At 39.7% G+C, this 25,796-nt stretch carries 17 protein-coding genes; 13 read left to right on the forward strand and 4 right to left on the reverse strand.

Going from position 1 to position 25,796, the window contains the following annotated elements; translation table 11 throughout:
* From Q360_RS24200 to dnaG, 3 genes are all read left to right on the forward strand, one after another.
* Nucleotides 1-582 (forward strand): T9SS type A sorting domain-containing protein (locus tag Q360_RS24200; RefSeq protein ID WP_036196446.1); only part of this gene is annotated, 582 nt, incomplete at its 5' end.
* Nucleotides 583-606: 24 nt separating this feature from the next.
* Nucleotides 607-8,682 (forward strand): malectin domain-containing carbohydrate-binding protein, encoded by an 8,076-nt coding sequence (locus tag Q360_RS24205; protein ID WP_245603378.1) that lies wholly within the window; start codon nucleotides 607-609, stop codon nucleotides 8,680-8,682.
* Nucleotides 8,683-9,152: 470 nt separating this feature from the next.
* A complete protein-coding gene (gene dnaG / locus Q360_RS0121310; RefSeq protein ID WP_027078883.1) occupies nucleotides 9,153-11,132 on the forward strand; it encodes a DNA primase in 1,980 nt (659 codons plus the stop codon).
* Nucleotides 11,133-11,194: 62 nt separating this feature from the next.
* Here dnaG and Q360_RS0121315 read toward each other — a convergent pair whose 3' ends face one another.
* The gene (locus tag Q360_RS0121315; RefSeq protein ID WP_027078884.1) at nucleotides 11,195-11,824 is read right to left on the reverse strand and encodes a response regulator; all 630 of its coding nucleotides are present in this window, start codon (nucleotides 11,822-11,824) and stop codon (nucleotides 11,195-11,197) included.
* A gap of 170 nt (nucleotides 11,825-11,994) precedes the next feature.
* Nucleotides 11,995-12,783: an NAD(+) synthase gene (gene nadE / locus Q360_RS0121320; RefSeq protein ID WP_027078885.1), complete on the reverse strand. Its 789-nt coding sequence runs from the start codon at nucleotides 12,781-12,783 to the stop codon at nucleotides 11,995-11,997.
* 89 nt (nucleotides 12,784-12,872) lie between these two features.
* Here nadE and gldB point away from each other — a divergent pair, with 89 nt between their 5' ends.
* The 5 genes from gldB (at nucleotide 12,873) to Q360_RS0121345 (ending at nucleotide 18,538) form a co-directional block, all read left to right on the forward strand.
* Nucleotides 12,873-13,829, forward strand: a complete 957-nt coding sequence (gene gldB, locus Q360_RS0121325) for a gliding motility lipoprotein GldB (protein WP_027078886.1) — start codon at nucleotides 12,873-12,875, stop codon at nucleotides 13,827-13,829.
* Nucleotides 13,830-14,165, forward strand: coding sequence for a gliding motility protein GldC (gene gldC, locus Q360_RS0121330; RefSeq protein WP_027078887.1), 336 nt, complete (start codon nucleotides 13,830-13,832; stop codon nucleotides 14,163-14,165).
* Between the two features lie 270 nt (nucleotides 14,166-14,435).
* Nucleotides 14,436-15,272, forward strand: coding sequence for a GLPGLI family protein (locus Q360_RS0121335; RefSeq protein ID WP_027078888.1), 837 nt, complete (start codon nucleotides 14,436-14,438; stop codon nucleotides 15,270-15,272).
* A gap of 49 nt (nucleotides 15,273-15,321) precedes the next feature.
* On the forward strand, nucleotides 15,322-18,036 hold the full coding sequence (locus Q360_RS0121340) for a carboxypeptidase-like regulatory domain-containing protein (RefSeq protein ID WP_027078889.1): 2,715 nt from the start codon (nucleotides 15,322-15,324) through the stop codon (nucleotides 18,034-18,036).
* 130 nt (nucleotides 18,037-18,166) lie between these two features.
* Entirely contained in the window at nucleotides 18,167-18,538 is a 372-nt protein-coding gene (locus Q360_RS0121345; protein WP_027078890.1) for a hypothetical protein, read from the forward strand.
* 308 nt (nucleotides 18,539-18,846) lie between these two features.
* Here the strand turns inward: Q360_RS0121345 and yihA are convergent, their stop codons facing one another.
* Together yihA and Q360_RS0121355 are read right to left on the reverse strand one after the other, a co-directional pair.
* The gene (gene yihA / locus Q360_RS0121350) at nucleotides 18,847-19,470 is read right to left on the reverse strand and encodes a ribosome biogenesis GTP-binding protein YihA/YsxC (RefSeq protein WP_027078891.1); all 624 of its coding nucleotides are present in this window, start codon (nucleotides 19,468-19,470) and stop codon (nucleotides 18,847-18,849) included.
* A gap of 116 nt (nucleotides 19,471-19,586) precedes the next feature.
* Nucleotides 19,587-20,351, reverse strand: a complete 765-nt coding sequence (locus Q360_RS0121355; protein WP_027078892.1) for an alpha/beta fold hydrolase — start codon at nucleotides 20,349-20,351, stop codon at nucleotides 19,587-19,589.
* A 264-nt stretch (nucleotides 20,352-20,615) separates the two neighbouring features.
* On the opposite strand from Q360_RS0121355, the gene Q360_RS0121360 reads away from it, so the two are divergent.
* The 5 genes from Q360_RS0121360 to Q360_RS0121380 are packed head-to-tail and all read left to right on the forward strand — an operon-like array spanning nucleotide 20,616 to nucleotide 25,782.
* Entirely contained in the window at nucleotides 20,616-21,089 is a 474-nt protein-coding gene (locus tag Q360_RS0121360; RefSeq protein ID WP_027078893.1) for a division/cell wall cluster transcriptional repressor MraZ, read from the forward strand.
* Nucleotides 21,058-21,984, forward strand: coding sequence for a 16S rRNA (cytosine(1402)-N(4))-methyltransferase RsmH (rsmH, locus tag Q360_RS0121365; RefSeq protein ID WP_245603379.1), 927 nt, complete (start codon nucleotides 21,058-21,060; stop codon nucleotides 21,982-21,984). Before Q360_RS0121360 ends, rsmH begins: the two co-directional genes overlap by 32 nt.
* Before the next feature lie 2 nt (nucleotides 21,985-21,986).
* Entirely contained in the window at nucleotides 21,987-22,310 is a 324-nt protein-coding gene (locus Q360_RS0121370; RefSeq protein WP_027078895.1) for an FtsL-like putative cell division protein, read from the forward strand.
* Nucleotides 22,311-22,315: 5 nt separating this feature from the next.
* Entirely contained in the window at nucleotides 22,316-24,322 is a 2,007-nt protein-coding gene (locus tag Q360_RS0121375; protein WP_027078896.1) for a penicillin-binding protein, read from the forward strand.
* Complete coding sequence (locus Q360_RS0121380) at nucleotides 24,319-25,782, forward strand: UDP-N-acetylmuramoyl-L-alanyl-D-glutamate--2,6-diaminopimelate ligase (protein WP_027078897.1); 1,464 nt, start codon at nucleotides 24,319-24,321, stop codon at nucleotides 25,780-25,782. Before Q360_RS0121375 ends, Q360_RS0121380 begins: the two co-directional genes overlap by 4 nt.
* Nucleotides 25,783-25,796 lie beyond the last annotated feature (14 nt).

Genomic DNA, 25,796 nt, shown 5'->3' on the forward strand with positions numbered 1-25,796 from the left:
GTACTATTTGCATTGACCGATGGCTTACAGATAAATAAAGCTACTATTGGCAATATGCCATTGGGTATTATTTTTAATTCAAGCTTTAATCCAGGTGGTGTCCAGTTTACGTTAACTGGGGAACTAACGGAGAATAGGATTGAAGGTGCTGCTCCGCCGTACTCTTTATTTGGAGATATTGGTGTAGATATTCAAGGTAAACCATTTCCGGTAGGAAATTATACCCTTGTTGCCAATCCAAAAGTTGGACCAACGCAGACTATTAATTTCTCTGTAATTAACGGCCCGTTTGGCAATCAGTCACCTTTAGTCGCTAGGACCCAGTTGAACGAGATGAGTATAGCTCCGAACCCAGCCACTAATGAGGTTACCATGTCTTTTGATGAACCTATTCTGGTAGAAGAAATTTTAATCTTTGATGTTATCGGAAGGCTTATTAAGACCATTAGACAACCCTTGGGTCTTGATAGTAAAATGATTGACTTTAATGTATATGATTTGCCCATTGGAACTTATTTTATAAATACTGTGGATAGCAAGGGAATACAGTATCAAGAACAAATGTTAATAGATAGATATTAACTAGCTAAAGAAAATTTAGAGGAAATGAAAAACTATTTTTTAAATAATTATAGGATGGAAGACAGTGGCCAGAAAGTAGGAATTGGGTATCGTGATTCAATTAAATTACGAGGCCTAATTACAGGTATGACGCTGTTATTGTTGTTCTTTGTTACCCTAGATACGCAAGCGCAGAGTTTTAGTCAAAGTAACTTGAATCTTAATGGTCAAGGTTCCATTAACAGTGGAACATCTTTAATGTATGGTCCTGATGGTCGACTTTATGTTTTGAGCCGTAATGGGAATGTGGACATCTTCACGGTTCAGAAAAACGGAGATAACGATTACATCGCCATTGACGCTGAAGAGCTAACCGAAGTTTCCAATATTCCCAACCATAACGACGACGGCGCAAGCGCCGGAGGTGGGCGGCAAGCTACAGGGATTACTGTGGCTGGCACAGCTGCTAATCCTGTAGTCTACGTTACTTCTTCCGATGCAAGAATCGGTGGTCCTAGCGGAGATCAAAATCTCGACACCAACTCAGGAGTCATTACCAGATTTAGTTGGAATGGATCTACTTGGGATGTAGCAGACATCGTAAGAGGTTTACCTCGTTCAGAAGAAAATCACGCCACTAACGGTTTAGAGTTTGTAGAAGTCAATGGAACCCGCTACTTGATTGTTGCCTCAGGAGGGTTTACCAATGCAGGTGCACCTTCCGATAATTTTGCGTGGATCACTGAGTACGCTCTTTCAGCGGCAATCTTATCCGTAGATCTTAGTGCTCTGGAAGCATTACCCATTCAAACCGATCTGTCATCAGGTAGATCTTTTATTTATGATATTCCAACTCTGGATGACCCAACGCGACCAAACGTTAACGGATCGGTTGATCCCAATGACGCAAACTATGACGGAATTGATGTTGGTGATCCGTGGGGAGGAAACGATGGCCTTAACCAAGGTATGATTGTTATAGGTGAGCCTGTTCAAATATTTTCACCAGGATACAGAAACAGCTATGATTTGGCAATTGGTCTCAATGGAGAGGTATATGTGACTGACAACGGAGCCAATGGTGGCTGGGGTGGATTACCTTTAAATGAAGGCAACCCTGCAACTGTGAGCAACGATTACCCTCTCGGAGAGCCCGGTAGTAGTTCTCCTCAAGACGGCGAACAGGTAAATAATGCAGATCACTTGACCAAAATCACTGACGATATTTCATCCTATTCATTTGGAAGTTTTTATGGAGGTCATCCAAATCCGGTAAGAGCTAATCCAGCGGGCGCGGGACTTTTTACTAATCCAGGAAGCAACGGTCCTAATACCCTTTCGGGTGATGTTTTCAGGACTCAAGTTTATGATCCTAATGGGTCAACACCCGGGTCAACAACTGATCCAAATGTAGGTTTGCCCGCCAACTGGCCTCCAGTGCCGCTGTCTTTGGCAGATTCACAAGAGGCGAATTGGAGAGGACCAGGCATTAACAATCCTGACGGACCCAATGATGAACTCATCACCACTTGGGGAACAAATACGAATGCACTAGATGTGTATACCTCTTCAGCCTTTGGTGGTGCCATGCAAGGCGACCTTATTGCGGGTAAGAATGGTGGAGTGTTACGCCGTGTAGATTATGACCCGTCCGATGATAGCTATACACTTATTAATACTTTTGCTTCGGGCCTTGGTGGAAACGCTCTCGGAGTAACTTGCAACAGTGATAGTGATCCTTTCCCTGGTACCATTTGGGTGGCCCCTTTCAATGGAAACATTATAGTTTTGGAGCCAGATGGGTTCGTACTCGCCTGTTTTAATTCTACGGATTCTGAATTTGTCGGAACCGAAGATTATGATGGCGACGGCTACACCAATAATGACGAAATTGACAACAAAGACAACATACAAACTGAAGAAGAAGTTATCTGCAACGGTGGTGCTCAACCAAACGACTTTGACAAGGCTGCTGGTGGAATCTTGGTTTCTGACTTCAATGATTCTGATGACGATAACGACGGAATTGATGACGCTAACGACCCTTTCCAAATGGGAGATCCCGTTGATTCAGGAAGTGATGCGTTTGATCTTCCGGTTTTGAATGAACTCGATTCGGATAATCCTGTCTTGAAAGGATTTTTAGGTCTCGGATTTACGGGACTCATGAACAATGGTGATGCCAATCCCAATTGGTTGAATTGGCTTGACCGCCGAGACGACCCAAGCGACCCCAATCCCAACGATCTTCTTGGTGGTGCCATAGGTGCCATGACCATGCAAATGACTGCAGGAACAGCCCTAGGAGGTTCCAATAATCAAGAAAAAGGGTTCCAATACGGAGTAAATGTTGATCAAAGCACAGGAGGCTTTGCTATTGAGGGAGCCTTATTAAGCTTTGATGACCCCCTTCAGCTCTACGGTGCTTCTGCACCAACTTCGGGTGAAATAGGAATATTCATGGGCGATGGAACACAGAGCAACTACATCAAATTTGTTATCAATCAATCAGGACTTCAGATTCGCCAAGAGGTGGGCGATGTAGCGCAAACACCAATCGATGTAGCCATCGCTACTGGAGATCGACCTGGAGGAGTACAACTTCGCTTCAGTGTGAACCCCGCCAATGGAGAGGTAAAGGCTGACTACCGATTTGATAATGTGGGTAGTTTTCAAAATGCAGGAACCATCACCGCTACTGGTTCTATTTTAGACGCTATCCAATCTTCCAGTGAGCCTCTTGCTGTCGGATTAATCGGATCATCTAATCAAGCAGGTGCCGAAGTAGAAGGTACTTGGAATTACCTATATGTGCAGACGGGTCAACCAACTGTGGAACAAATACTCCCCGATGTGGCGGCTCTAATTAATGACCCTGACGTGCTTTTTGAGCTCGACCAATTCTTTACCGATGATGGTGGTGATGAGAATTTAACGTTTTCAGTTGAAGGTAATACAGATGCCACGATTAACGCTTCTATTACTGGTAAGACGTTGACCATCGAGATTCCTTCGTCAGAGGCGACAGCTGATATTACCATTAAAGCTTCAGACACCAATAACTTCTTTGTTGAGCAAACATTTACCGTAAACGTTAACGATGAACCGGTTCCTATTTTACGTATCCGTGCAAACGGAGCAGCGATTACTGCGACGGATGCACCAAATCCCGACTGGATAGCAACAGGCGGCGCAGGGGCTCAAAGTGGAACTTTCAACGGAATAAATTGGACCGTAAATACTGGAAAAATAGCGACGCAAAATATTTCGGGGCGTGATGTTACAGTACCTGACTATGTTCCTCAAGACCTCTTTGCTATTGAAAGATGGGACCCTGCTGCTGCAGCTCCGGCAATGGAATGGACTTTTGAATTACCAAACGGCAATTACATCATCCGCTGGTACGCTGGAAATGGTTTTGTCGGAACTAGTGCCCCAGGTGAACGTGTTTATGATATATTGCTTGAAGGAAATTTGGTGCAAAATGACCTTGACCTTTCAGCCACCTTTGGACACCAAGTCGGTGGAATGCTGGAATTCCCCGTGACGCTTGTAGACGGAATCTTAAATATTAGTGTTGCTGCAGTTATACAAAATCCAACGATGAACGGTATCGAAATCTTGCAGGTTGGAGGAGAATTTACCCCACCTGTGGTGGTAGAAGCGATACCAAATCAAAATAACGAAGCAGGAGACTTGATAAACTTAACTGTTTTGGCTTCGGGCGGCGTCAATGGCGAACCCTACCAGTATTCTGCTACAAACCTACCAGCAGGTTTACAAATCGAACCTACAACCGGGTTAGTTTTTGGAAACATTGCCGCAGGTGCCGAGTTAAATAGCCCATACTCCGTTACTATTAGTGTTGGGCAAGCATCCAATGCCGCCACTGATATTGTATTTATTTGGAATGTTGGTTCCCAAGATTTTTGGAACGACCAAACCGATGATGAAAATTATACAGCCCGTCACGAATGTTCTTTTGTGCAGGCTGGCGATAAATTTTACCTCTTTGGCGGTCGGGAAAACGCCACTACGCTGGATGTCTATAATTACCAAGCTAAAACCTGGGATCAAATTCCCAATTCTGCCCCTCAGGAGTTTAACCATTTCCAGGCACTGGAGCACAAAGGATTGATTTGGGTTATTGGCGCATTTAAAACCAATCTTTATCCCGAGGAAGCTCCGGCGGATAATGTTTATGCATATAACCCTGTAGAAAATGTCTGGATTCAGGGTCCTGAAATTCCAGCAGGCAGAAAAAGAGGATCTGCAGGCTTAGTCGTTTACAATGATAAATTTTACGTAATTGCGGGAAATACAAAAGGCCATAGTGGCGGTTTTATTCCCTGGTTCGATGAATTTGATCCGCTAACCGGAGTATGGACTAGCTTACCAGACGCTCCAAGGGCAAGAGACCATTTTCATGCTACCGTTCTAGGAGATAAACTTTACGTGGCGGGCGGACGCCTTTCTGGGGGTGCGGGTGGTACTTTTGCACCTTTGATTGCCGAAGTGGACGTCTACGATTTCATCACCCAGACTTGGTCTACCATAGCAGATTTGCCTACACCTCGTGCGGCAGCTTCCGTAGCCTCTTTTGAAAATGAACTTTACGTTATTGGTGGGGAGATTGGAGTAGACCTGGAAGGTAATACCATTGGCGACGCCGTAAATACTGCCGAGGCATATAACCCTTCAACGGGAAACTGGACGACAAAATCTAGTTTAATTACGAAACGCCATGGCACTCAAGCAATAGTTTCTGGAGATGGTATTCATGTAACAGCAGGATCTCAAACCAAAGGAGGCGGTGGCAAAATGAAAAACATGGAATTCTACGGAAGCGATAATCCGACAGGAGCAGTACTTACAGCCAGCGAACTCGTGGTTTCGGCATCCGAATCTGTACCAACTGGAGGTGGTTTAAATGTTCCTGTATCTAATACGGGTGAAAATGTAGGAATTATTATAACAGACGCGCAATTGACTGGTGCCAATGCTGCAGCCTTTACGATTGTAACCGATACATCATTTTTACTCATTGCCCCTGGAGAAACTACAAATATTGCAGTAAATCATACTGGGGCGGTCGAAGGAGAATCTGCATCCCTTACACTAACCTATGACGATGGTTCCATCTCAGTGGTTTCCCTGATTTCCGGTGCTGGTGTAGCGAATGTTTTATTTCGTGTCAATACCGGAGGAGCTCTAGTGGCCGCAACGGACGGTCCGAATCCGGATTGGACTGAAGATCAAGCTGTGGTAGCTGCCAAAGGCACTGCCAACACCGGCACGCCATCAACATATATAAATCTTGTTTCGCCGGCAGCTGATATTACTTTTGGGGTTGCAAATTTTACAGGCACTAATAATACAGGTTATCCTGATAATGTATTTGCAACAGAGCGTTACAGTAATGTTGCAAATCCGGACAATATGCAATGGAATTTCACCGTTCCCAACGGCGATTATACGGTAAATTTAATTTTTGCCGAAGTCTGGACAGGAGCACAAACCAACGGAATTCGTGTGTTTGATGTAGAAATTGAAGGAAATCTTATGCTGGATGATTTTGATCAAACAGCAACTTATGGTTGGAATACGGCCGGAGTAGAAACATTTAATGTAACTGTGGCTGATGGTAATTTAGATATTGATTTTTTACAAGGTATCGAAAACCCTAATATAAAAGCTATTGAAATTTTGGGAGGTACGATATCAATAACGAATTCACCACCTCTTGTAAGCAATCCCGGGATACAACAGAGTATAGAAGGGGATGTGGTTAGCTTGCAAGTAATTGCCACTGATGACGATTTGGATGAATGTGGGGATATTGTGTTTTCGGCAATAGGATTGCCTCCTACTTTAAATATAGATTCTACTACGGGACTAATTACCGGTACCATGTTACAAGGAACGGGTACAGGAACTGAAGGTGCTTTTATTGAAGAAAATGGACTGGTAGTCGTTGAGATGGAGTCTGTGGAAAATCTACCGGGTAGTTGGGTAACCACGGCTGATGCTAACTCACCCAATATAAATAGCCCTGGTACAGCAACTGGTGGGGATTTTATTGTTTGGGAAGGCCCTCAGTCTTTTAATAATACTGGAAATGGATTAATCAGTTACCCCATTGAAATTACAACAACGGGAACATACAAATTTCAATGGCGCAATCAAGTTGGCCTTGGGACTAACACATCAGATCACAATGATGCTTGGTTAAAAATAGAAGCCGATTCTTTTTATGGTGAAAAAGGTTCAGGCGCTATAGTGTGCCCCAAAGGACTAGACGGAAGTACGAATAATTGTATTGGAAATGTTCCTGCTGGCGCAGGATCCAACGGTTGGTTCAAAGTATATGTAAATTCCAATACATGGAGTTGGGCGACCAATACCAGTGACAATGACCCACATCAGATATACGCAACTTTTGATGCGCCGGGTATGTATAATGTATTGATTTCCGCACGTTCTAGTAATCACATAATTGATCGCATGGTATTATCCCATGTTACCGCATTTAGTGGTAATCCACAAAGTACGTCATTGCCCGAATCGGAAAGAAGAATGGGGGTTATGCCAGGAGCAGCAGAAAACAGTCCTTATAATGTTACCGTAACCGCAGCAGACGTATGTATACCTTCTTTAAGCTCACAAGTTGATTTTATTTGGAATGTGGCAGATATGCCTGCATCCGGCAACCCATCGGCGCTTCTTGAAATTACACCTGGTGGCCCACTCGGGGCGAGTACGTATGGAGGGAGTAGCCTTCAGCTCACCAACAACTCTACAGGGAATGTTCAAATAACAGGAATAGCCATAGATATTAGTACGGGTATTTTACCAGATAATGTTTTTGACCCGGTTGGAACAGGTGGGGATGCTACTGCAAGTTGTCTTACTGCTAATAGTGGCGCTGCGGCTGTTGGTTTTGTAAGCCCAGCTAACGCTTGTGTGGATCCGTTTACCGGACCTCGAAATGGAGGCTATGATATCATAGGAATGAATTTTACCGATTTTGATTCTAACGAAAAGTTTGATTTCACGGTTGATATTGATCCAAATAGTATCAAAGATGTCCCAGGAGCAGGTGGGGCAGGTTCCGTATCTGGTTTTGAGTTAATCGGGGCGACAATTACGATAACCTTTAGCGATGGTTCAACCGTGGTATCTAGCCTGTACGAAGATGGAAGTCTTGGTGGCGGACAGGCTATAGTAGCCCCAAATGCCTTGCCAACGCCTTCAATTGCAGCAGTAGGTATTCCTGTGTCACCATCATGTGTGGAAACGCCCACTCAAACAATTGAGGTGAGCGGAACACCTGGTGCTAATGTTTCATTACTTGTAATGGACAGTCGTTTGTATATTCAATCCGGGGCACCACCATTTAATGTGCCTGATGAAACCTATTATGCCAACGAAGCCATAGCAAAATCAATGTTTACGGGTGTTATTGGGTCTGGAGGAACTGTGCAGATACCGGTAACACTGCTGGAAACTGTTGAAGCAACAGGTACCCCTAACGGAGGATTGAATTATATTGTTGCTGTGGTGTCAAATACACCATATGCCATTGATCAACAAGTGAGCAGAACATCTAATGTGCTGGTATTAAAAGTTGATCCGCCATGTGCAGGAACAACTGCAGATATAAACATATCTACAACCTTGCAGTCCAGAACGAATCATAGTGGGGGTTATAGTGTTAAATTATATGATGTTGGTTCAATAACAGCAGTTTATGACCTAACGGCGACCGCTGATGTAGCAGGTAATATGATTATTGATGGAACAGTTAACACTATTGCACCAGGCTCCTACCAATTAGCGGTTAAGTATCTAAATTCCTTGCAAGTAGTACAAACTGTAACTTTGGTGGCAGGGGCGAATTCTATAAATATGGGAGAATTGAGAATGGGAGATGCGGTTAACGATAATATCGTTGATATACTTGATTTCTCTCTTTTAGGGGCAAGTTATGATATTAGTGCCGGCCAGCCTGGTTTTATTTCTGAAGCTGATTTTAACGGGGACGGGATTATTGATATTTTGGATTTCTCTCTTTTAGGATCAAATTATGACACTCTTGGTGAGAACCCGAGTGGTCTTTAGTATACCTAATTAAATCTGTTTAAAGATAAAAGAGACCCATTTTAGGGTCTCTTTTTGTTTTAGTCTGGTAAATACATAGAGGTTTACTTTGTATCAAATATAATAGGATTCTTTAGCGTGAGCTTTGGTAACTGTATAAATAAGTGCTAAAAGGTTTTGTTCTTGCTTTACTTTTACTCCATCCGAAAATTCATTTTTATAATATATTGCGCTTGCAATGAGTGTATTTGCATACCTGTTTGTGGAAATCTAGAACAGTTTTATCTAAAACAAAGGAAAAAGTTTCCCTGCGTCACTGCTTTCACAGTTTCTTGCTATTCGCGATATGGACAGGTACAGTTTACAAGTTGTTTTGTTTCCCCTTTTTCGGACTGTGTTCGAAAAAAAAGAATCATTTTTAGTAGTACTTTTGATATTTTAAAATACATAAATATATTGTTGTCCCAATTAGGGAAAAGTAGTGCGGCTATATGATAGGAAAAACAACCATAGATCAAGTATATGAGACCGCTCGTTTAGAGGAGGTTATTGGTGATTTTGTACAATTGAAAAAATCTGGTTCCAATTTTAAGGGATTGAGTCCGTTTACTGATGAGCGCTCGCCAAGTTTTATGGTGTCGCCCGTAAAACAGATATGGAAGGACTTTAGTAGCGGCAAAGGTGGCAACGTAGTCGCTTTCCTAATGGAGCACGAACATTTTACTTATCCGGAGGCTATAAAATATTTAGCCAAAAAGTACAATATAGAGGTAGAGGAAACGGAGCAGTCCAACGAGCAGAAAGAACAGGCGAGTGAGCGCGAAAGTATGTACTTGGTTTCGGAGTTCGCTCGCGACCATTTTCAGGAAATGTTATTAGAAACGGAGCTTGGAAAGGCAATTGGGTTTAGTTATTTTAAAGAACGTGGATTTACCCTGGAGACTATAAAAAAGTTTGAATTGGGCTACTGCTTAGACCAGTGGGACGGTTTTACAAAAGCAGCACTGGACAAAGGCTATAAATTAGATTATTTAAGTAAGACGGGCCTTACCATTGTAAAGGAGGATGCTAATAATCCAAATACTCCAAGAACTTTTGATCGGTTCAAAGCAAGAGTAATGTTCCCCATACACTCCCTAAGTGGCAGGGTCTTGGGCTTTGGCGGTAGAATCCTAACCAATGAGAAGAAAGCCGCTAAATACCTAAACTCTCCTGAAAGCGATATTTATCATAAGAGCAAGGTGCTTTACGGTATTTACTATGCGAAGCAAGCGATTGCCAAAGAAGATACCTGTTATTTGGTAGAAGGCTACACAGATGTTATTCAGTTTCATCAACTAGGGATTCATAATGTAGTTTCTTCCAGTGGAACGGCATTGACGCCAGAACAGATTAGACTCATTAACAGGCTTACCAAAAACATAACCGTCTTGTTTGATGGGGATGCAGCAGGGCTACGTGCTTCGTTGCGGGGTATTGATTTGATTTTGGAACAGGGCATGAACGTGAAAATATGTACTTTCCCTGAAGGTGAAGACCCTGATAGTTTTGCAAAGAACAACGAGTTGGAGGAGGTGCAATCATACTTGAAGGAAAATTCAAAGGATTTTATTCAGTTTAAAGCTTCTTTATTGGTAAAGGAGGCTTCAAACGATCCTATCAAGAGAGCCGACACGGTGCGAGATATCGTTAATAGTATTGCTAAGATTCCAGACCGTATAAAAAAGGAAATTTATATTCAGGAGTGTGCTCAAATTATGAACATCTCCGAGGCCGTGTTGTTCAATACCTTGGCACAAATAGACAAGAAGGATATAACCGATAGCCAAAAACAGGAAAAATCGAAACCACAAGCATTTAATGTGGTTCGAAATGAAGAGGTAGAGGAGAAAGTGGATGTGCAGTTTGAGCTGGAACGAAAAATCATTGAGCTTCTTTTGGTGTATGGTGACAAAAAGGAAAAATTTGAAGATTTGGTGCTAAAGGAGAATGAGGAAGGAGTCCTTGTTATGGAGCCTGAATCTGTAGAGAGTACCGTATTTAAAAAAATATTTTTAGACCTGCAGGAAGATGAAATAGAATTTACAAATTCCCAATTTAGGGATATTTATTATTTACTGATAGCAGCATTGAACCAGGCAGAAGAATTCGCCATTCAAGGTTTTATGATGGGTCTTGAGCAAGAAATGGCAAATAATATTTCTTCCTTGCTAATGGAAGAGGAAAAATATGCCTTGCATGATTGGGAACGAAAAGATATTTATCCTAAAGCCAAGGAAACCAGTATAGCTCAATTGGTGAGTGAAACTATTTTAACTTTACGTTGTTTTTTGATAAAAAAAAGAATGCTAACCTTACAAAACGAAACCCAAGATAAACAGGACGATAATAAAGAAGTATTGGAGGAAATCATGAATTACTTACAATTGAATACGTTGTTGAATAAAAAACTGAATAGGGTCTTATCTTAGATAGAGACTTCTTAAATTAAAAAAACCCGCATAAGCGGGTTTTTTAATAAATATTTTTTGTCTTAGTATAGTTCCAGAGCTTTGGCTTGCTGCAACAAATCTACCATATTATCCACATTTAATTTTTTCATTAAACGTGCTTTATACGTACTTACCGTCTTTTCGTTAAGATTTAACCCTTGGGCGACCTCTTTATTTCGTTTTCCACTCGCTAAGAGTTTTAAAACCTCGACCTCTCTTGTAGATAATTTTCTGAAGAATCTTCTTGGCTTTTTTGTTCCTTCATCAAAAGCTAACCTTTGTGCTAGCTCGTTGGTAATAAACATGCTGCCTTCACTAACTTTTTTTACCGCTGCTACGATGTACTCAGTATCCGACGATTTGGACAAGTAGCCAAATGCTCCGGCACGAATAGCACTAAGGGCGTATACGTCCTCAGATTGGCCGCTATACATTAGCACTTTTACATCTGGATATTCTTTTTTGATTTTTCTTAGCGCTGCTATTCCGTTTATTTCTGGAATATCCATTTCTAACATTACAACATCGGGGGTAACATTTTCCAGTTTTTTAAACAGCTCGTCGGTAGTGGAAACATCGTCTACCATTTCAAATCCTGCTGTGGATTCAAGAACTTGGCGTACACCCATTCTTATAATAGGGTGATTATCCGCAATTAAAACTTTGATCATTATGTAGGTTTTTCTAGACTGGCTAAAATTGCTTATTTGTGTATAAATACGCACATGCAATGTAAGACTTATAAATCTAATTTCGAAATCAAAGTTCTGTTATTTTTGAACGAATGTAACAATTTGATATAATTTAATCGATTTATCTACTTGATTGTTAGGTGAGTGGTTTATCTCAACACTTCTGGAATTTGGCAAACAGGAATGGCTACCATCTTGTGTTGGTTTATTCCGTTGAAACGCATAAAGATGGAAAACACCTCTTTTTTTCTGTCAGAGAAGTCATCTATTGTTTTTCCTTGATGTTTCATTTTCATTGCCCATTCCAGTTCTGGGTAGGAAGCTCCAATCTGGTCCTCGTCTGTTCGGTCATCTCCCCAAAGTCCGTCTGTAGGCGCAGCTTTTATTATTTCTTCATTTACCCCAAGTGCCTTTGCAATTTCATACACTTCAGATTTCATAAGATCTGCAATCGGACTTAAATCCACGCCACCATCTCCATATTTAGTATAAAATCCTACGCCAAAATCCTCAACTTTATTTCCTGTCCCTGCTACTAGATAGCGTTTAAGTGCCGCAAAGTAGTACAGACTTGTCATGCGTAAACGAGCACGGGTATTGGCTAATGACATAAAACGTTCTTCTTCGTTAGCTATAGCAGGGAAAGCCGTGACCAAACTATCGAAAACAGGAGTAAGCTCAACGGGTTGCCTTTTAACACCTTTAAACTGTTCCTGAAGCCACTCGATATGTCTGGATGCACGGTCGGATTGATTTGGAGCTTGGTGAATTGGCATTTCCAAACAAAGCAGGTCTAGACCTGTTTTTGCACAAAGGGTAGATGTAACCGCAGAATCTATTCCTCCAGAAATTCCAATCACAAATCCTTTTTGATTTGCATTAGTAGCATAGTCCTTTAACCAGTTTACAATATGATCTATTACTTTTTCCGTCTGCATAATGGCGTCAATATTTAGAAATCGATTAACTTTGCCTTAAAAATAAGTCGTCTTTGGAGAATAATAAAATGAATTCCGAAATACTTGGTATGAAAAAACTGATTTTTACGGTATTATCAATTTCACTGTTTCTTATGGGGTGTAATGATAGTAATAAGGTAGCTCAGGACATAGAGAAAATTGCTCTAGAGCTTCGGGTTTCAAGATTTGATAGAGAATTTGCTTTAGCAACACCAGATAAGATACCCCTGTTGCGTTCTAAATACCCCTATCTATTTCCAGCGCCCGATAGTATTTGGGTAGCTAAATTGAACGATTCCTTACAAAGAGAGCTCTTCCAAGAAGTTGGGAATACCTTCAATAGTTTTATGGATGAGGAAGCCAGACTTAAACAATTGTTCAAACATATAAAATATTACTTTCCCGAACAGTATATTCCAAGAGTTGTCACGGTCACCAATGATGTAGATTACAATAACCGTATAATTCTTGCTGATTCCCTTTTGTTCATAGGCCTTGATAATTATTTAGGTTCTGAGCATAAGTATTATGGTGGTTTTCAACGTTATATTGCTAAATCCTTGGACCGAACCTATATGGTAAGCGATGTAGCCAGTGCCTTTGCGAAAAAAGTAGTACCAAAACCAAGAGACAGAACTTTTTTGGCACGGATGATTTATTTTGGAAAAGAACTTTATCTAAAAGATATGCTTATGCCAACAGCTACTGATATGGAAAAAATAGGGTACACGAAAGAGGAGTTGGATTGGGCTATAAGCAGCGAAGAGCCAATTTGGCGTAATTTTGTTGAGCAAGAACATTTATACAGTACGGACAACGAATTGAATCCTCGTTTTCTAGACCCAGCGCCATTTTCAAAATTTGGTTTGGAACTGGACAATGAATCTCCGGGAAGGTTAGGAAGGTATATAGGTTGGCAAATTATTAAAGCATTTATGGATAATAGCCGTATTGGTCTCAAACAGATGTTGACTTTGCCGGCAGAGGAAATATTTAAAAAATCGAATTACAAACCTAGAAATTAGATGGCAGAATCACATATATCAGAAATTAATTTACGTGTAGGGTTAGATGATAACCGTGTACCGGAAAAACTATCATGGTCCGCACAAGATGGTGGCATAGATAACGAGGAGGCCAAAGCTATGCTCCTTTCGGTTTGGGACAGTAAAAAACAAGAGTCTTTAAAGATTGACTTATGGACGAAAGATATGCCTGTGGATGAGATGAAAACTTTTTTTCATCAAACTTTGGTGTCGCTAACGGAAACGTTTATGAAAGCGACGCAAGATGAAAAGATGACAGCTACTATGAAGGACTTTTGTGATTATTTTGCCGAAAAAATGGAATTGAAAGAGTAAAACGATAAAGCAGTAGTGCTTTTTGTCTTATAGCGTTAGTTAGTTTCTTAGAACTTTATTGATGAAATATTAGTATTTACTTACTTCGAAAACTAACTGCAGTACTACTTTGGGTAATAAAACATAATTTTTGCTGCTATGTACCACACAAAAATAATTGATTCTTTAACGCTATATTAAGCTGCATCAATGTTAATGTTCTTATAAACAATCTCGCATTGTTTAGTCTTTAATTATATTCGTTCAACATAATTAGTTTAAAAACCCACTATGAAATCACTAGTCGTTATGTTTGCTTTCATCTCCTTTGTTTTTCTATTTTCTTTTAAACCTAATGTTGTAGAATTTCAAGGGCAAGCTTTTTATTTTTCTAAATCTAAGATGGAGTTGGGTAGCTGGGGAGCAAGAATGAGTGAGGCACAAAAAAAACAGGTACAGGCACGTTTGAAGAATAGGCTAGAAAAGACTTACGTTCTAAGCTTTAATAAGGAAGAATCCGTGTTTAACGAAGAGGACAAGTTAGATGCCATTTCCGGTGCTACGGATTCTTGGGGAAATAACTTCGCTCGTGGAGAGCAGTACAAAAATGTAAAAGAAGATGTGTTGGTGCAAAGCCAAGAGTTTTATGGCAAACGATTTTTAGTAAAGGATAAGTTGCAGAAAATTTCGTGGGATATGGGTAAGGAGTCTAAACAAATAGGCCAATATTTGTGTTTTAGGGCTACCGCTTTGGTGCCATCAAGTGAACTTGCTTGGTACGATTTTTCTTGGGGTGACATAAGAACACCTGAAACAACGAAAACAGATTCTACAGCTGTTGAGACGCTGGAGCCTGAGGTGAATATGACCGAAATCGAAGCCTGGTATACACCTCAAATACCTGTTGGGCATGGTCCTGCTGAATTTTGGGGTCTTCCAGGTCTTATTTTAGAGGTAAGTGCGGGTAGCACGACTATGCTTTGCGCCAAGATTGTAATGAATCCAAAAGAAGAGATTAAAATTAAGGCCCCAGATAAAGGAAAGGAAATAACCAAAATCGAGTACCAAAAGACCATTCAAAGTAAAATGTTAGAAATGCGAAATAACAGAGGGAGAAGGAGAAATTGATATTGCAGCGATTGTATAGTCCTAATCAACTATCACCTAATACATACGAATGAAAAAATTATATTGTGCATTGCTGTTCATGGTAGCAAGTATCTCTTATGGCCAAGTGAAATTTGAGGGTGCGGTTACGGATAGTTTAAAAGATGCTTTTGAGCTAGCCAACGTTATTGCTATAAATCAAGAAACAAGCGGTTTGGAATCGTATGGAATTACAGATCCCCAAGGAAAATTTAAGCTAGAGCTTGGGAAAAATGGCACGTATGAAATTCAAGTTAGCTATGTAGGAATGACCACCTTTAAGGAAATTCTTTCAACCAAAGAAAGCGATATTGTAAAGGATTATATCCTTCAGCCTGATAATGCTTTGGACGAGGTAGAGCTGATTTATGAAATGCCGGTAAGTATCCGAGGGGATACTGTGGTCTACAATGCCGACTCTTTTACCACAGGAACCGAGCGAAAATTAGAAGACATACTTGAAAATTTACCAGGTGTAGAAATCAATGAGGATGGCCAAATAGAGGTAGAGGGGAAAGTGGTGAACAAGCTCATGGTAAATGGCAAGGATTTTTTTGACGGGGATACCAAATTAGCAACAAAGAACATACCATCTAAAGCCGTGGATAAGATTCAGGTATTGCGTAATTATTCAGAAGTTGGTCAATTGAGCGGTGTTCGAAATAACCAGGACAATGTGGCCTTGAATATTAAACTCAAAGATGGGAAAGAGAACTTTTGGTTCGGTGATGTGACGGCAGGGGTAGGTATTGCACCAGATAATGAACTCTACATCCTACAACCTAAGCTTTTTTATTACAGTCCAAAATATACGCTCAATTTTATTGGAGATCTGAACAACACAGGTGAGGCGGCGCTATCTAGGCGAGATATTAGAGGTTTTGGCGGGGGTTTTAGAGCCCCTAGTAGTAGTAGTGGAACAAACATAAATCTAGGGGATAACAGTCTTAATTTTCTAACAACTCAAGAGAATGCCTTAGAGGTAGAGAATAAGTTGGCAACAGGTAATTTTAGTTATTCTCCAAACAAAGGTCTGGACTTGAGCGGTTTTTTAATTTATAATAGTAGTCGTATCCTTTCCAGAGAAACGAGTTTTGTACAATATACGAATCCCGATTTAGGTATTCCAGACGAGGCAACAGAACAATCGGGTAGAGAGCGATCTAATCAAGCCTTATTAAAGCTTAGTGCCTCCTATCAACCTAACCTTAACAATCAGTTGAATTATGATGTCTTAGGGCGAACATCCAATGATTCACAAACTCAGAATAATTTTTCGTCGGTTCTTGGGAATACTAGTCAATTAGAGGAAGTGAAGCCCTACAGTATCAATCAAAATGTCAATTATTATTATACACTTGGGGAGACCAATATATTTGCTTTTGAAGCCCAACATTTGATAAAGAACGAAGACCCTTTTTACAATGCGGTTTTGGTCAACGACCCCAATGGAGAGGATGCTTTTGACACTACCGCGGATGCCTTAGGTCTCGATACTTCGCTGACCAATTATAACCTTGGTCAGAACAGACGTATAGCTTCCAATCAATTAGATGCAAAATTGGATTATTATAAAATCCTAAATGCGAAGAGCAACCTTAACCTGACCCTTGGTACCATTTTAAGTAGGCAAGAATTTAATTCCAATATTTTTCAGTTTTTGACTGATGGATCTCAATTCGAGATAACCCCTACCATCAATGAAGGTTTGGCGATAAATGACACAGAGTATAATTTTAGCGATGTTTATTTGGGGTTACACTATAGGCTCAAAACAGGTATGTTCACGATTACGCCTGGGTTTTCGGTACACGCATATGGCAACAAGAATATCCAATTTGGTGAAACTTTTAAGGATAATTTTTTCCGATTATTACCCGATTTTGAAACACGGATACAGTTCAAGAAAAGTGAATCTTTAACGGTGAATTATGCGATGCAAAATCAATTTACAGACGTTACGCGATTGGCGCAAGGCTTGGTGCTTAATAATTTCAACAGTATTCAGTTTGGCACACCCGATTTGCAAAATGCTTTATCTCATAATATAAGTTTGTTGTACAGTAGCTTTAATCTATTTAATTATACCAATGTATTCGCCAGAGCAGCATATACGAGTAATATTGACCAAGTACGAGGTTTGACAAATTTCGAGAACGTTATTCGAACCAGTACGTTTTTCAACTCTAATTTTGCGGATGAAAACGTGAGTGTAGTGGGGCGGGTACAGCGAACCTTTGGTAAGGTTAGGACAAGTTTAAACGCGAATTTTAATTATAGTAAAATAAATCAATTCATTCAAGGCCAGCAATCCCTTAATGAAGGCTTCACGCAGACCTACACGCCAGGAATACGTACCAACTTTAAAGAAGCACCAAATATAAATTTTAAGTATCGCTATAGCGTAACCAATAACAACCAAGGGAGTCGTGAAACTACTTTTATTACCAATGCCCCTTCGGTTGATTTTGATGCATATATTTGGAAAAAGGTTACGGTGCGTACTAACTATACCTATACCAATCAAGACCTTGGTAATGGTGATTCACAATCGTTTCAAAATTGGGATGCTTCGCTCGCCTACAGAAAGGATAGGGATGCAAAATGGGAATACGAGATAAGGGCAACTAATATTTTGGATATCGACTCTCAAGTGAGAAATAGTGCTAATGACCTATCTGTTTTTACTTCGGAAACTTTCATTCAACCTAGATTCTTAACGTTTAGAGTGGTCTATACTTTGTAATGAGGTTTGTCCTTTTGTGTAGTTGTAAAGTGCACTAGTTTGTTTAAAGTAAATCATTTGGATGCTGTTTAGAGTCCAAAGGCTATGAAACAGGCTCTATTTAAATCTAAATTTTAATCGTAAGTGCTATATGTCTCAAAAACTTTTATTTATTTACAATGCCGACTCCGGACTACGAAATAGTATTGTGGACGGTGCTCATAAGATTTTAAGTCCGGCTACTTACAATTGTAATTTATGTAAGCTTACCCATGGGGCACTTTCTGAGAAGAAGATATGGACACAATTTCGTAAAGAGTTGGAAGAAGTTGGGACAGAGCTAGAATTCCTGCACAAAAATGAGTTTGGGAAGATATACCGTTCCAAATTTAGTCATAAGTTTACTTTTCCTATTGTACTCATAGCAGTTGATAATGGCCTAGAGGTGCTAATACATACGCATGAGTTAAATTCCTTTATGGCGCCCGATGCACTTATTTCCTTGGTTAAGAGACGGGTCTAAGTATGCTGCATACGTAAATTAGTAAAAAGGTCCGAGAAAAAAAGTAGAAAGTAAACGATATACTTTTTTCAGGCCAAGACACGATTAGTATAGTTTGAGCTAGCTCTAATGAAAAAAGCTTATCGTAGTCAGTAATTACTAAAAAAAGAGACCTTTTTGCTAGGCGTAAAGACAGCGTAATATCTTTATTAACGTAGTAATTTGAATATTTTAAAACCTGCCGCCTGCTATAATAAAGAAGCAGGAAGTCCCAAAAAAACAAATTTTGTTTGAATTTTATATTTGAACTTTTCTACTAAAGCCTAGTGTTATCCTTTCTTTTTTGTGGCCTCAAAAAAATTATTGTTAATAGTACTGATATAGCCCAAAACTTCCTCTTTACCAATGGTCTTACTAGAGGAGGTTATAAAGAATTGAGGAGCTTCTGCCCACATACCCTGGAGCATTTGGTCTACATAGGCGTTAGCACTTCGTTCAATTGCCTTAGGTTTCAATTTATCGGCTTTTGTAAAGATAATCACAAAGGGTATGCCATTTTCGCCCATCCATTCCATAAACTCCATATCCACTTTTTGTGGTTCATGGCGTATATCAATAAGGATAAAGGAGCATACAAGTTGTTCGCGTTGCTGAAAATAGTTAGTAATATATTTTTGAAAAATATTCTTATCTCTTTTTGATACTTTGGCGTAACCGTATCCTGGTAAATCTACCAAGAACCAATTTTCATTTATCTTAAAGTGATTTATGAGTTGCGTTTTCCCTGGCCTGCCCGATGTTTTTGCCAGGCTTTTGCGATCTGTAAGCATGTTTATCAAGGATGATTTACCAACGTTTGAGCGGCCAATGAATGCGTATTCTGGAATAGGCTCCTTTGGACATTTAGCAACATTAGTGTTGCTCATAACAAATTCGGCAGACTTAATTTTCAAGATGATTTATGTTTTGATAAGCGAGTTCCCTAAAATAAAAACAAGATTTCTAATACTATATAGCGGTACGAGCAAAAAAAGTAGGATTGATGAATTTAACTACTTGTCAAATTAACCTAGAACTTTCTCTTTTGTAACCATGCATCCAAGATAGCATTGAATTGTTGTGGATGCTCCATCATAGGGGCATGGCCACATTCCTTAATCCAATGTAAGTCGGAGTCGGGTAATAGTTCGTGAAAAAGTTCAGCCACATCCGGTGGAGTAACGGCATCGTTTTCGCCCCATATAATACAAGTTGGGGTAGTCATGCTAGGCAGGTCCTGAGCCATATTATGGCGAATGGCACTTTTAGCTATGGCCAAGGTTTTTACTAGTTTTACCCTGTCGTTAACTGTAGCGAAAACTTCATCTACTATTTCCTTGGTTGCGACTGCGGGATCGTAAAAAACATCCTGTGCTTTTTTCTTAATAAACTCATAGTCTCCTCTTTTAGGATACCCATCTCCCATGGCACTTTCGTACAGACCAGAGCTACCAGTGATTATAAGAGCTTTCATAAGTTTAGGATACATTTTGGTATGTAATAGGCCTATATGTCCGCCTAAAGAATTACCCAAAAGAATTACATCTTTTAAGCCCTTAAATTGTATAAATTCCTCAACATACTTTGCAAAATTCTTTACGTTGGTTTGGAGCATTGGCATATCATATATAGGCAGCTCGGGAACCAAAATTTTATATCCTTTATCTGGAAAAAAATTGGTTACACCATGAAAATTACTCAAACCTCCCATTAAACCATGTAGAATAACGATGGGAGTGCCTTCTCCTTTTTCTGTATACCTAAATTTTCCTTCTTTAATTAAATCGTCTTTCATTCAGAGTGCTTCTGGTATTTAGGCAAATATAGGAATTGCAATATAATACAATATATAGAATGAACATATCTAAATGTAAAGTCTTTTGAGGTGTACGGTGTAGTTGTATGCCTAACGTTAAAACTTAAATTTTAGTGGTATAAAGATGCAGTTAGAGGTAAAATTTGTAGAAAATTCCCTATTTTATTAACAAAGTGGCTTTAAGTGGTAAAATGTGGTAATAATATTTATATATTTGAGTTATATAATCAAAGACCATCAATTTTGGAAATCTATTTTACAGGTGTTTACAACTGCAAGGCAGATGCGAAGGGAAGGATAATGTTACCGGTATCCCTTAGGAGTCAGATGACTCCTATGCTTAATGATGGGTTTTTTGTGAAAAAATCGTATTACGATGAATGCTTGGAATTATACCCTGCTGCCGTGTGGCACTCGGAATTGAAAAAGCTAGACGAGCGTTTGGGAAGCAGTAGAAAGGATAGAGAGTTTAAAAGAAAATTTAATGACGGCCTTCGTAAAGTGGAGATAGATGCAACCGGTAGATTATTGATACCAAAAGATATTATTGGTTTGGTAAACATAAAAAAGGATGTAAAACTATCTCCGATGGATGGTCATATAGAAATTTGGGATTTAGCTACGTATAACGGAGATGTTGATTCTACGCCAGAGGAAAGGGAACAACTGGCATACGAAGTAAATTATGCCGAAAAGCCTAAGAAGGATGTATCATAATCCCGTATTGCTCAAGGAGTCTGTCGATGGTTTGGCCATTAAAGAAAATGGAATTTATGTAGATGTTACTTTTGGAGGTGGAGGTCATTCCAAGGAAATATTGAAACAGCTAGGCGATAATGGAAAGCTCTTCGCATTTGATCAGGACGAAGATGCGCAAGCTAATGTTCTCGGAGACGAAAGATTTGTTTTGATTAGTGAAAACTTTAGGTACATCACCCAGTTTTTAAAGTTCTATGGCATTCGGAAAGTAGACGGTATTCTAGCTGATTTTGGGGTTTCCTCTCATCAGTTCGATAAAGCGGAACGTGGTTTTTCTACGCGCTTTGATGCGGATTTGGATATGCGGATGAGTAAACGTATCCAGCTTTCGGCACATGATGTGGTAAATACCTATTCTTATGATGATTTGCGGAATATGTTCTTTAATTACGGTGATTTAAGAAATGCCAACGCCTTGGCAAAGGCAATTACTGAAGGCAGGGAAGGAAAAGGAATAACTACCACAGAGGAATTAAAATTGACCTTAGAAAAGTTTCTTCCAGATCATAAAAGGCATAAGATACTGGCGCAGATTTATCAGGCTATTCGCATAGAGGTTAACCAAGAAATAGCGGTAATTGCCGAGTTTTTGGAGCAGGTTCCCGGATTGCTCAATGCAGGAGGCAGGTTAAGCGTGATAAGTTATCATTCCCTGGAAGATCGTTTGGTAAAACGGTTTATAAGGGCCGGTCAGTTTAAAGGAGATCCAGAAAAGGATTTTTATGGTAATATCTCGGTGCCTTTGAAAAAAGTAGGGCCCTTGATAATTCCATCCAAAGAAGAAATAGCAAAGAATAATAGAGCGCGTAGCGCAAAACTTCGAATAGCCGAACGATTAGTACAGGAATTATGAAAATGAAAAAGGGCATATTAGATATTCTAAAGGGCACGTTTCTGGTTAGTGGAGATGCCCCAAAGAATTGGCTTTTTATCATTTATGCTTCTTTTCTGGCGGCGGTTATGATAAGTAGCTCTCATAGTGCGGATAGAAAGGTGCATAGAATTGCTGCATTGAATGAGGAGGTACGTGAGCTAAGAAGCAAATTTGTAGATGCCAGGTCAGATGTTCAGCAATTAAAGCTGGAATCTACCATTACAAAGACCGTTCAGGAAAAGGGTCTTTTTCCATCTGAAACTCCCCCTAAAAAAATTAGGGTCAAATCTCTAAGGTCTAAATAATAGTTATGCCCGCAACGGACAAGAGTATATTAACAAGATTGTATTTTGTGGCTGGTGCGCTGGTGCTTTTTGCAGGCGCTGTGCTCTTCAAGTTAGTCTCCATTCAGTTCGTAGACGGTGAAAAGTATATGGCATTAGCGGAAACACGAACGACCAGAATGTTTACTATAGCTCCCAATAGGGGTAATTTGTATTCAGATGATGGTAGTCTTTTAGCTACTTCGGTATCCAAATACACTATTAGGTTTGATGCGGTAACGGTGTCTGATGCCGACTTTAAAGAAAATATAAAGCCCCTTTCAGATGCGCTAGCTAAACTTTTTGGTAAAACTTCTTCGCATTATCAGCAAGTTTTAAGAAAGGCAAAGCAGAATAAGAACAGGTATACTTTAGTTGCCCGTAACCTAGATTATACGGACTACATAGCAGTGAAGGATTTTCCGTTGTTTAAAAAAGGACCGTTTAAAGGCGGACTCATCATTGAACAAAAAACCAAAAGAGAACATCCTTTAGGAAAAATAGCAGAAAGAAGTGTAGGATATGAGCGAATAGATGAAAATGGTTACCACACCCGAGTGGGTATGGAAGGCGCTTTTAGCGAGTATTTAAGTGGTATTGAAGGACAGCGTCTAAAACAAAAAATAGCAAAGAATCAATGGAAACCAATTGGGTCGGATAATATTGTGGAGCCCAAAGACGGTTATGATGTCTACTCTACCATAGATATCAATATTCAAGATATAGCACATCATGCATTATTGAAACAGTTGGAGCAGTATAAAGCAGATCATGGAACGGTGATTGTAATGGAAACTAAAACTGGAGAAGTTAAAGCCATTGCTAATCTTGGGAGCACCAAAGACGGAAAATACTACGAGCGTTTAAATTATGCTATAGGAGAATCTCACGAACCAGGTTCAACCTTCAAATTAATGAACCTTGTGGCTGCCTTAGAGGATAAAGTGGTAGATACCAGTTCTGTTATAGACACCGAGAATGGTACTTGGAAATTATATAACCATAGAATAAAGGATACAAAGCACGGTGGACATGGTAAGATATCTGTAGCAAAAGCTTTTGAGGTATCCTCAAATGTAGCATTTGCCAAGATGATGCACAATGGGTATAAGGATGATCCGGAGAAGTATGTGAATCGACTCATGAGTATGGGTCTACATAAGAAGTTAGGGCTGCCAGTAAGGGGTGAAGGTATTCCTGTTTTAAGATATCCCGGTGATAAAGGTTGGTCAGGACTGTCCTTGGCACAAATGGCTTACGGTTATGAGGTGTCTATCACCCCTTTGCAAACATTGGCATTTTATAATGCCATTGCCAATGACGGGGAATTGTTAAAGCCAAGACTTATAAAAGAAGTCAAAGAATGGAACAAGAGTATTAAGAAGTTTGACAAGGAAGTGTTAAATGCGTCGATTTGTTCCAAAGAGACGGTAAGAAAGGTACAACAGATTTTAAAAGATGTTGTTGAGAAAAAGAGTGGCACGGGTAACGGCATGTACTCAAAAAACTTTTCTATGGCAGGAAAAACAGGAACTACGCAAACCAATTATGTGTCTAAGGATAAGGATAAATATGAATATATTTCTTCGTTTGCTGGATACTTTCCAGCAGACAATCCTAAGTATTCCTGTATTGTAGTGATTCATAAGCCGGATAAAAGTGTTGGCTATTACGGAGCGGATGTTTCGGGTCCTGTTTTTAAGTCAGTGGCTCAAAAAGTATATGCTACCTCCCCTTTAATCGACGAGATTTATATTAAAGATGAATTTGACATTGGTTTGGATAAAGCGTACCAAGGATACTTTGCACACATGCAAAAAGAGTACGTAAAGGTTCCTAATTTACATGGTATGAGTGGTATGGACGCCATTTCGATATTGGAAAATTTAGGAATAGAGGTAGAGTTAAAGGGAAATGGAAAGGTTTACCGCCAATCCATATCAAAAGGAACAAATATTAAAGTAGTAAAAAAAATAGTGTTGGAGCTTTCATGAAGGTACTAAAAGACATATTATTTGGAGTTAGCCTGACGGCGGTAAGTGGCACTACTAATTGTAGTGTCAATGCCGTTTGTTTTGACTCGCGTAACGTTCAAATGGACGATGTCTTCGTAGCGATTAAGGGAACACTTACAGATGGTCATAACTACATAAGAAAGGCAATAGATTTAGGTGCCAAGGCCATTATTTGTGAGCAACTTCCAGAAGATATGGTCAACGAGATTACCTATGTTGAGGTGGCTAATGGAAATAGTGCACTGGCTGTTATGGCTTCAAACTTTTATGGAAATCCTTCCAAGAACTTAAAATTGATAGGGGTTACTGGCACAAACGGGAAGACTACCGTTACCAGTTTATTATATCAATTATTTAAAAAGGCAGGCTATAAAGTAGGATTGTTATCTACCATCAAAATTATGGTGGATGATACGGAGTATAAAACTACACACACAACCCCAGATGCACTTACTATCAACCAGAATCTGAGTTTGATGAACGATGCTGGTGTGGAGTTCTGTTTTATGGAGGTAAGTTCTCACGGTATTCATCAAAAAAGAACAGAAGGCTTGGTCTTTGAAGGTGCTGTTTTCACCAACCTATCGCACGATCACTTGGATTATCATAGGACATTTGCAGAGTATAGGGATACCAAGAAATTACTGTTTGATAACCTTTCTAAAAAAGGATTTGCCCTTACCAATATAGATGATAAGAACGGTTTGGTGATGCTACAAAATACCAATGCTAGAAAATATACCTACGCCTTACAGAATTATGCTGACTTTAAGGTCCAGATTTTAGAGAATCAGTTCGATGGTCAATTGTTGAAGGTGGGCGACCATGAGTTGTGGACCAAATTAATAGGCCATTTTAATGCTTATAATATGTTAGCCATTTATGCTACGGCAGATTTACTAGGCTTGGAAAAGTTAGAGACCCTTAGACTGTTAAGTGAGTTGGATAATGTAGATGGCAGGTTTCAATATTACATATCAAAACAAAAAATCACGGCTATAGTCGATTATGCCCATACGCCGGATGCTTTAAAAAATGTGCTTGAGACAATCAACACATTGAGGACTGGAAATGAAAACGTCATCACCGTTGTGGGGTGTGGTGGCGACAGAGACAGATCAAAGCGTCCGGTAATGGGTAATATCGCTTCGGAAATGAGTGACAAGGTGATTTTCACCTCGGATAATCCTAGAACAGAATTACCCTCTGAAATTATTGCAGAAATGGAGACGGGTGTGGAACCCCAGTATACCAATAAAATATTAGCTATTGAAAATAGGGAACAAGCGATTAAAACGGCTTGTCAATTAGCCGCTGCCAATGATATTATTCTAGTAGCCGGCAAAGGACACGAAACCTATCAGGAATCCAACGGGAAGCGGATAGATTTTGATGATTTTAAGATGGTAACCGAAGTATTGAAAAGTTTAGATAAATAATCAAGGCCAATATT

Origin of the sequence: Maribacter antarcticus DSM 21422 (assembly GCF_000621125.1) — a bacterium.
GTDB lineage: Bacteria > Bacteroidota > Bacteroidia > Flavobacteriales > Flavobacteriaceae > Maribacter > Maribacter antarcticus.

What these genes read in the sequence shown, in the direction of transcription:
- Q360_RS24205 (WP_245603378.1), top strand. Translation starts at nt 607, where the DNA reads ATGAAAAACTATTTTTTAAATAATTATAGGATGGAAGACAGTGGCCAG.
- dnaG (WP_027078883.1), top strand. Translation starts at nt 9,153, where the DNA reads ATGATAGGAAAAACAACCATAGATCAAGTATATGAGACCGCTCGTTTA.
- Q360_RS0121315 (WP_027078884.1), bottom strand. Translation starts at nt 11,824, where the DNA reads ATGATCAAAGTTTTAATTGCGGATAATCACCCTATTATAAGAATGGGT.
- nadE (WP_027078885.1), bottom strand. Translation starts at nt 12,783, where the DNA reads ATGCAGACGGAAAAAGTAATAGATCATATTGTAAACTGGTTAAAGGAC.
- gldB (WP_027078886.1), top strand. Translation starts at nt 12,873, where the DNA reads ATGAAAAAACTGATTTTTACGGTATTATCAATTTCACTGTTTCTTATG.
- gldC (WP_027078887.1), top strand. Translation starts at nt 13,830, where the DNA reads ATGGCAGAATCACATATATCAGAAATTAATTTACGTGTAGGGTTAGAT.
- Q360_RS0121335 (WP_027078888.1), top strand. Translation starts at nt 14,436, where the DNA reads ATGAAATCACTAGTCGTTATGTTTGCTTTCATCTCCTTTGTTTTTCTA.
- Q360_RS0121340 (WP_027078889.1), top strand. Translation starts at nt 15,322, where the DNA reads ATGAAAAAATTATATTGTGCATTGCTGTTCATGGTAGCAAGTATCTCT.
- Q360_RS0121345 (WP_027078890.1), top strand. Translation starts at nt 18,167, where the DNA reads ATGTCTCAAAAACTTTTATTTATTTACAATGCCGACTCCGGACTACGA.
- Q360_RS0121355 (WP_027078892.1), bottom strand. Translation starts at nt 20,351, where the DNA reads ATGAAAGACGATTTAATTAAAGAAGGAAAATTTAGGTATACAGAAAAA.
- rsmH (WP_245603379.1), top strand. Translation starts at nt 21,058, where the DNA reads ATGCCGAAAAGCCTAAGAAGGATGTATCATAATCCCGTATTGCTCAAG.
- Q360_RS0121370 (WP_027078895.1), top strand. Translation starts at nt 21,987, where the DNA reads ATGAAAAAGGGCATATTAGATATTCTAAAGGGCACGTTTCTGGTTAGT.
- Q360_RS0121375 (WP_027078896.1), top strand. Translation starts at nt 22,316, where the DNA reads ATGCCCGCAACGGACAAGAGTATATTAACAAGATTGTATTTTGTGGCT.
- Q360_RS0121380 (WP_027078897.1), top strand. Translation starts at nt 24,319, where the DNA reads ATGAAGGTACTAAAAGACATATTATTTGGAGTTAGCCTGACGGCGGTA.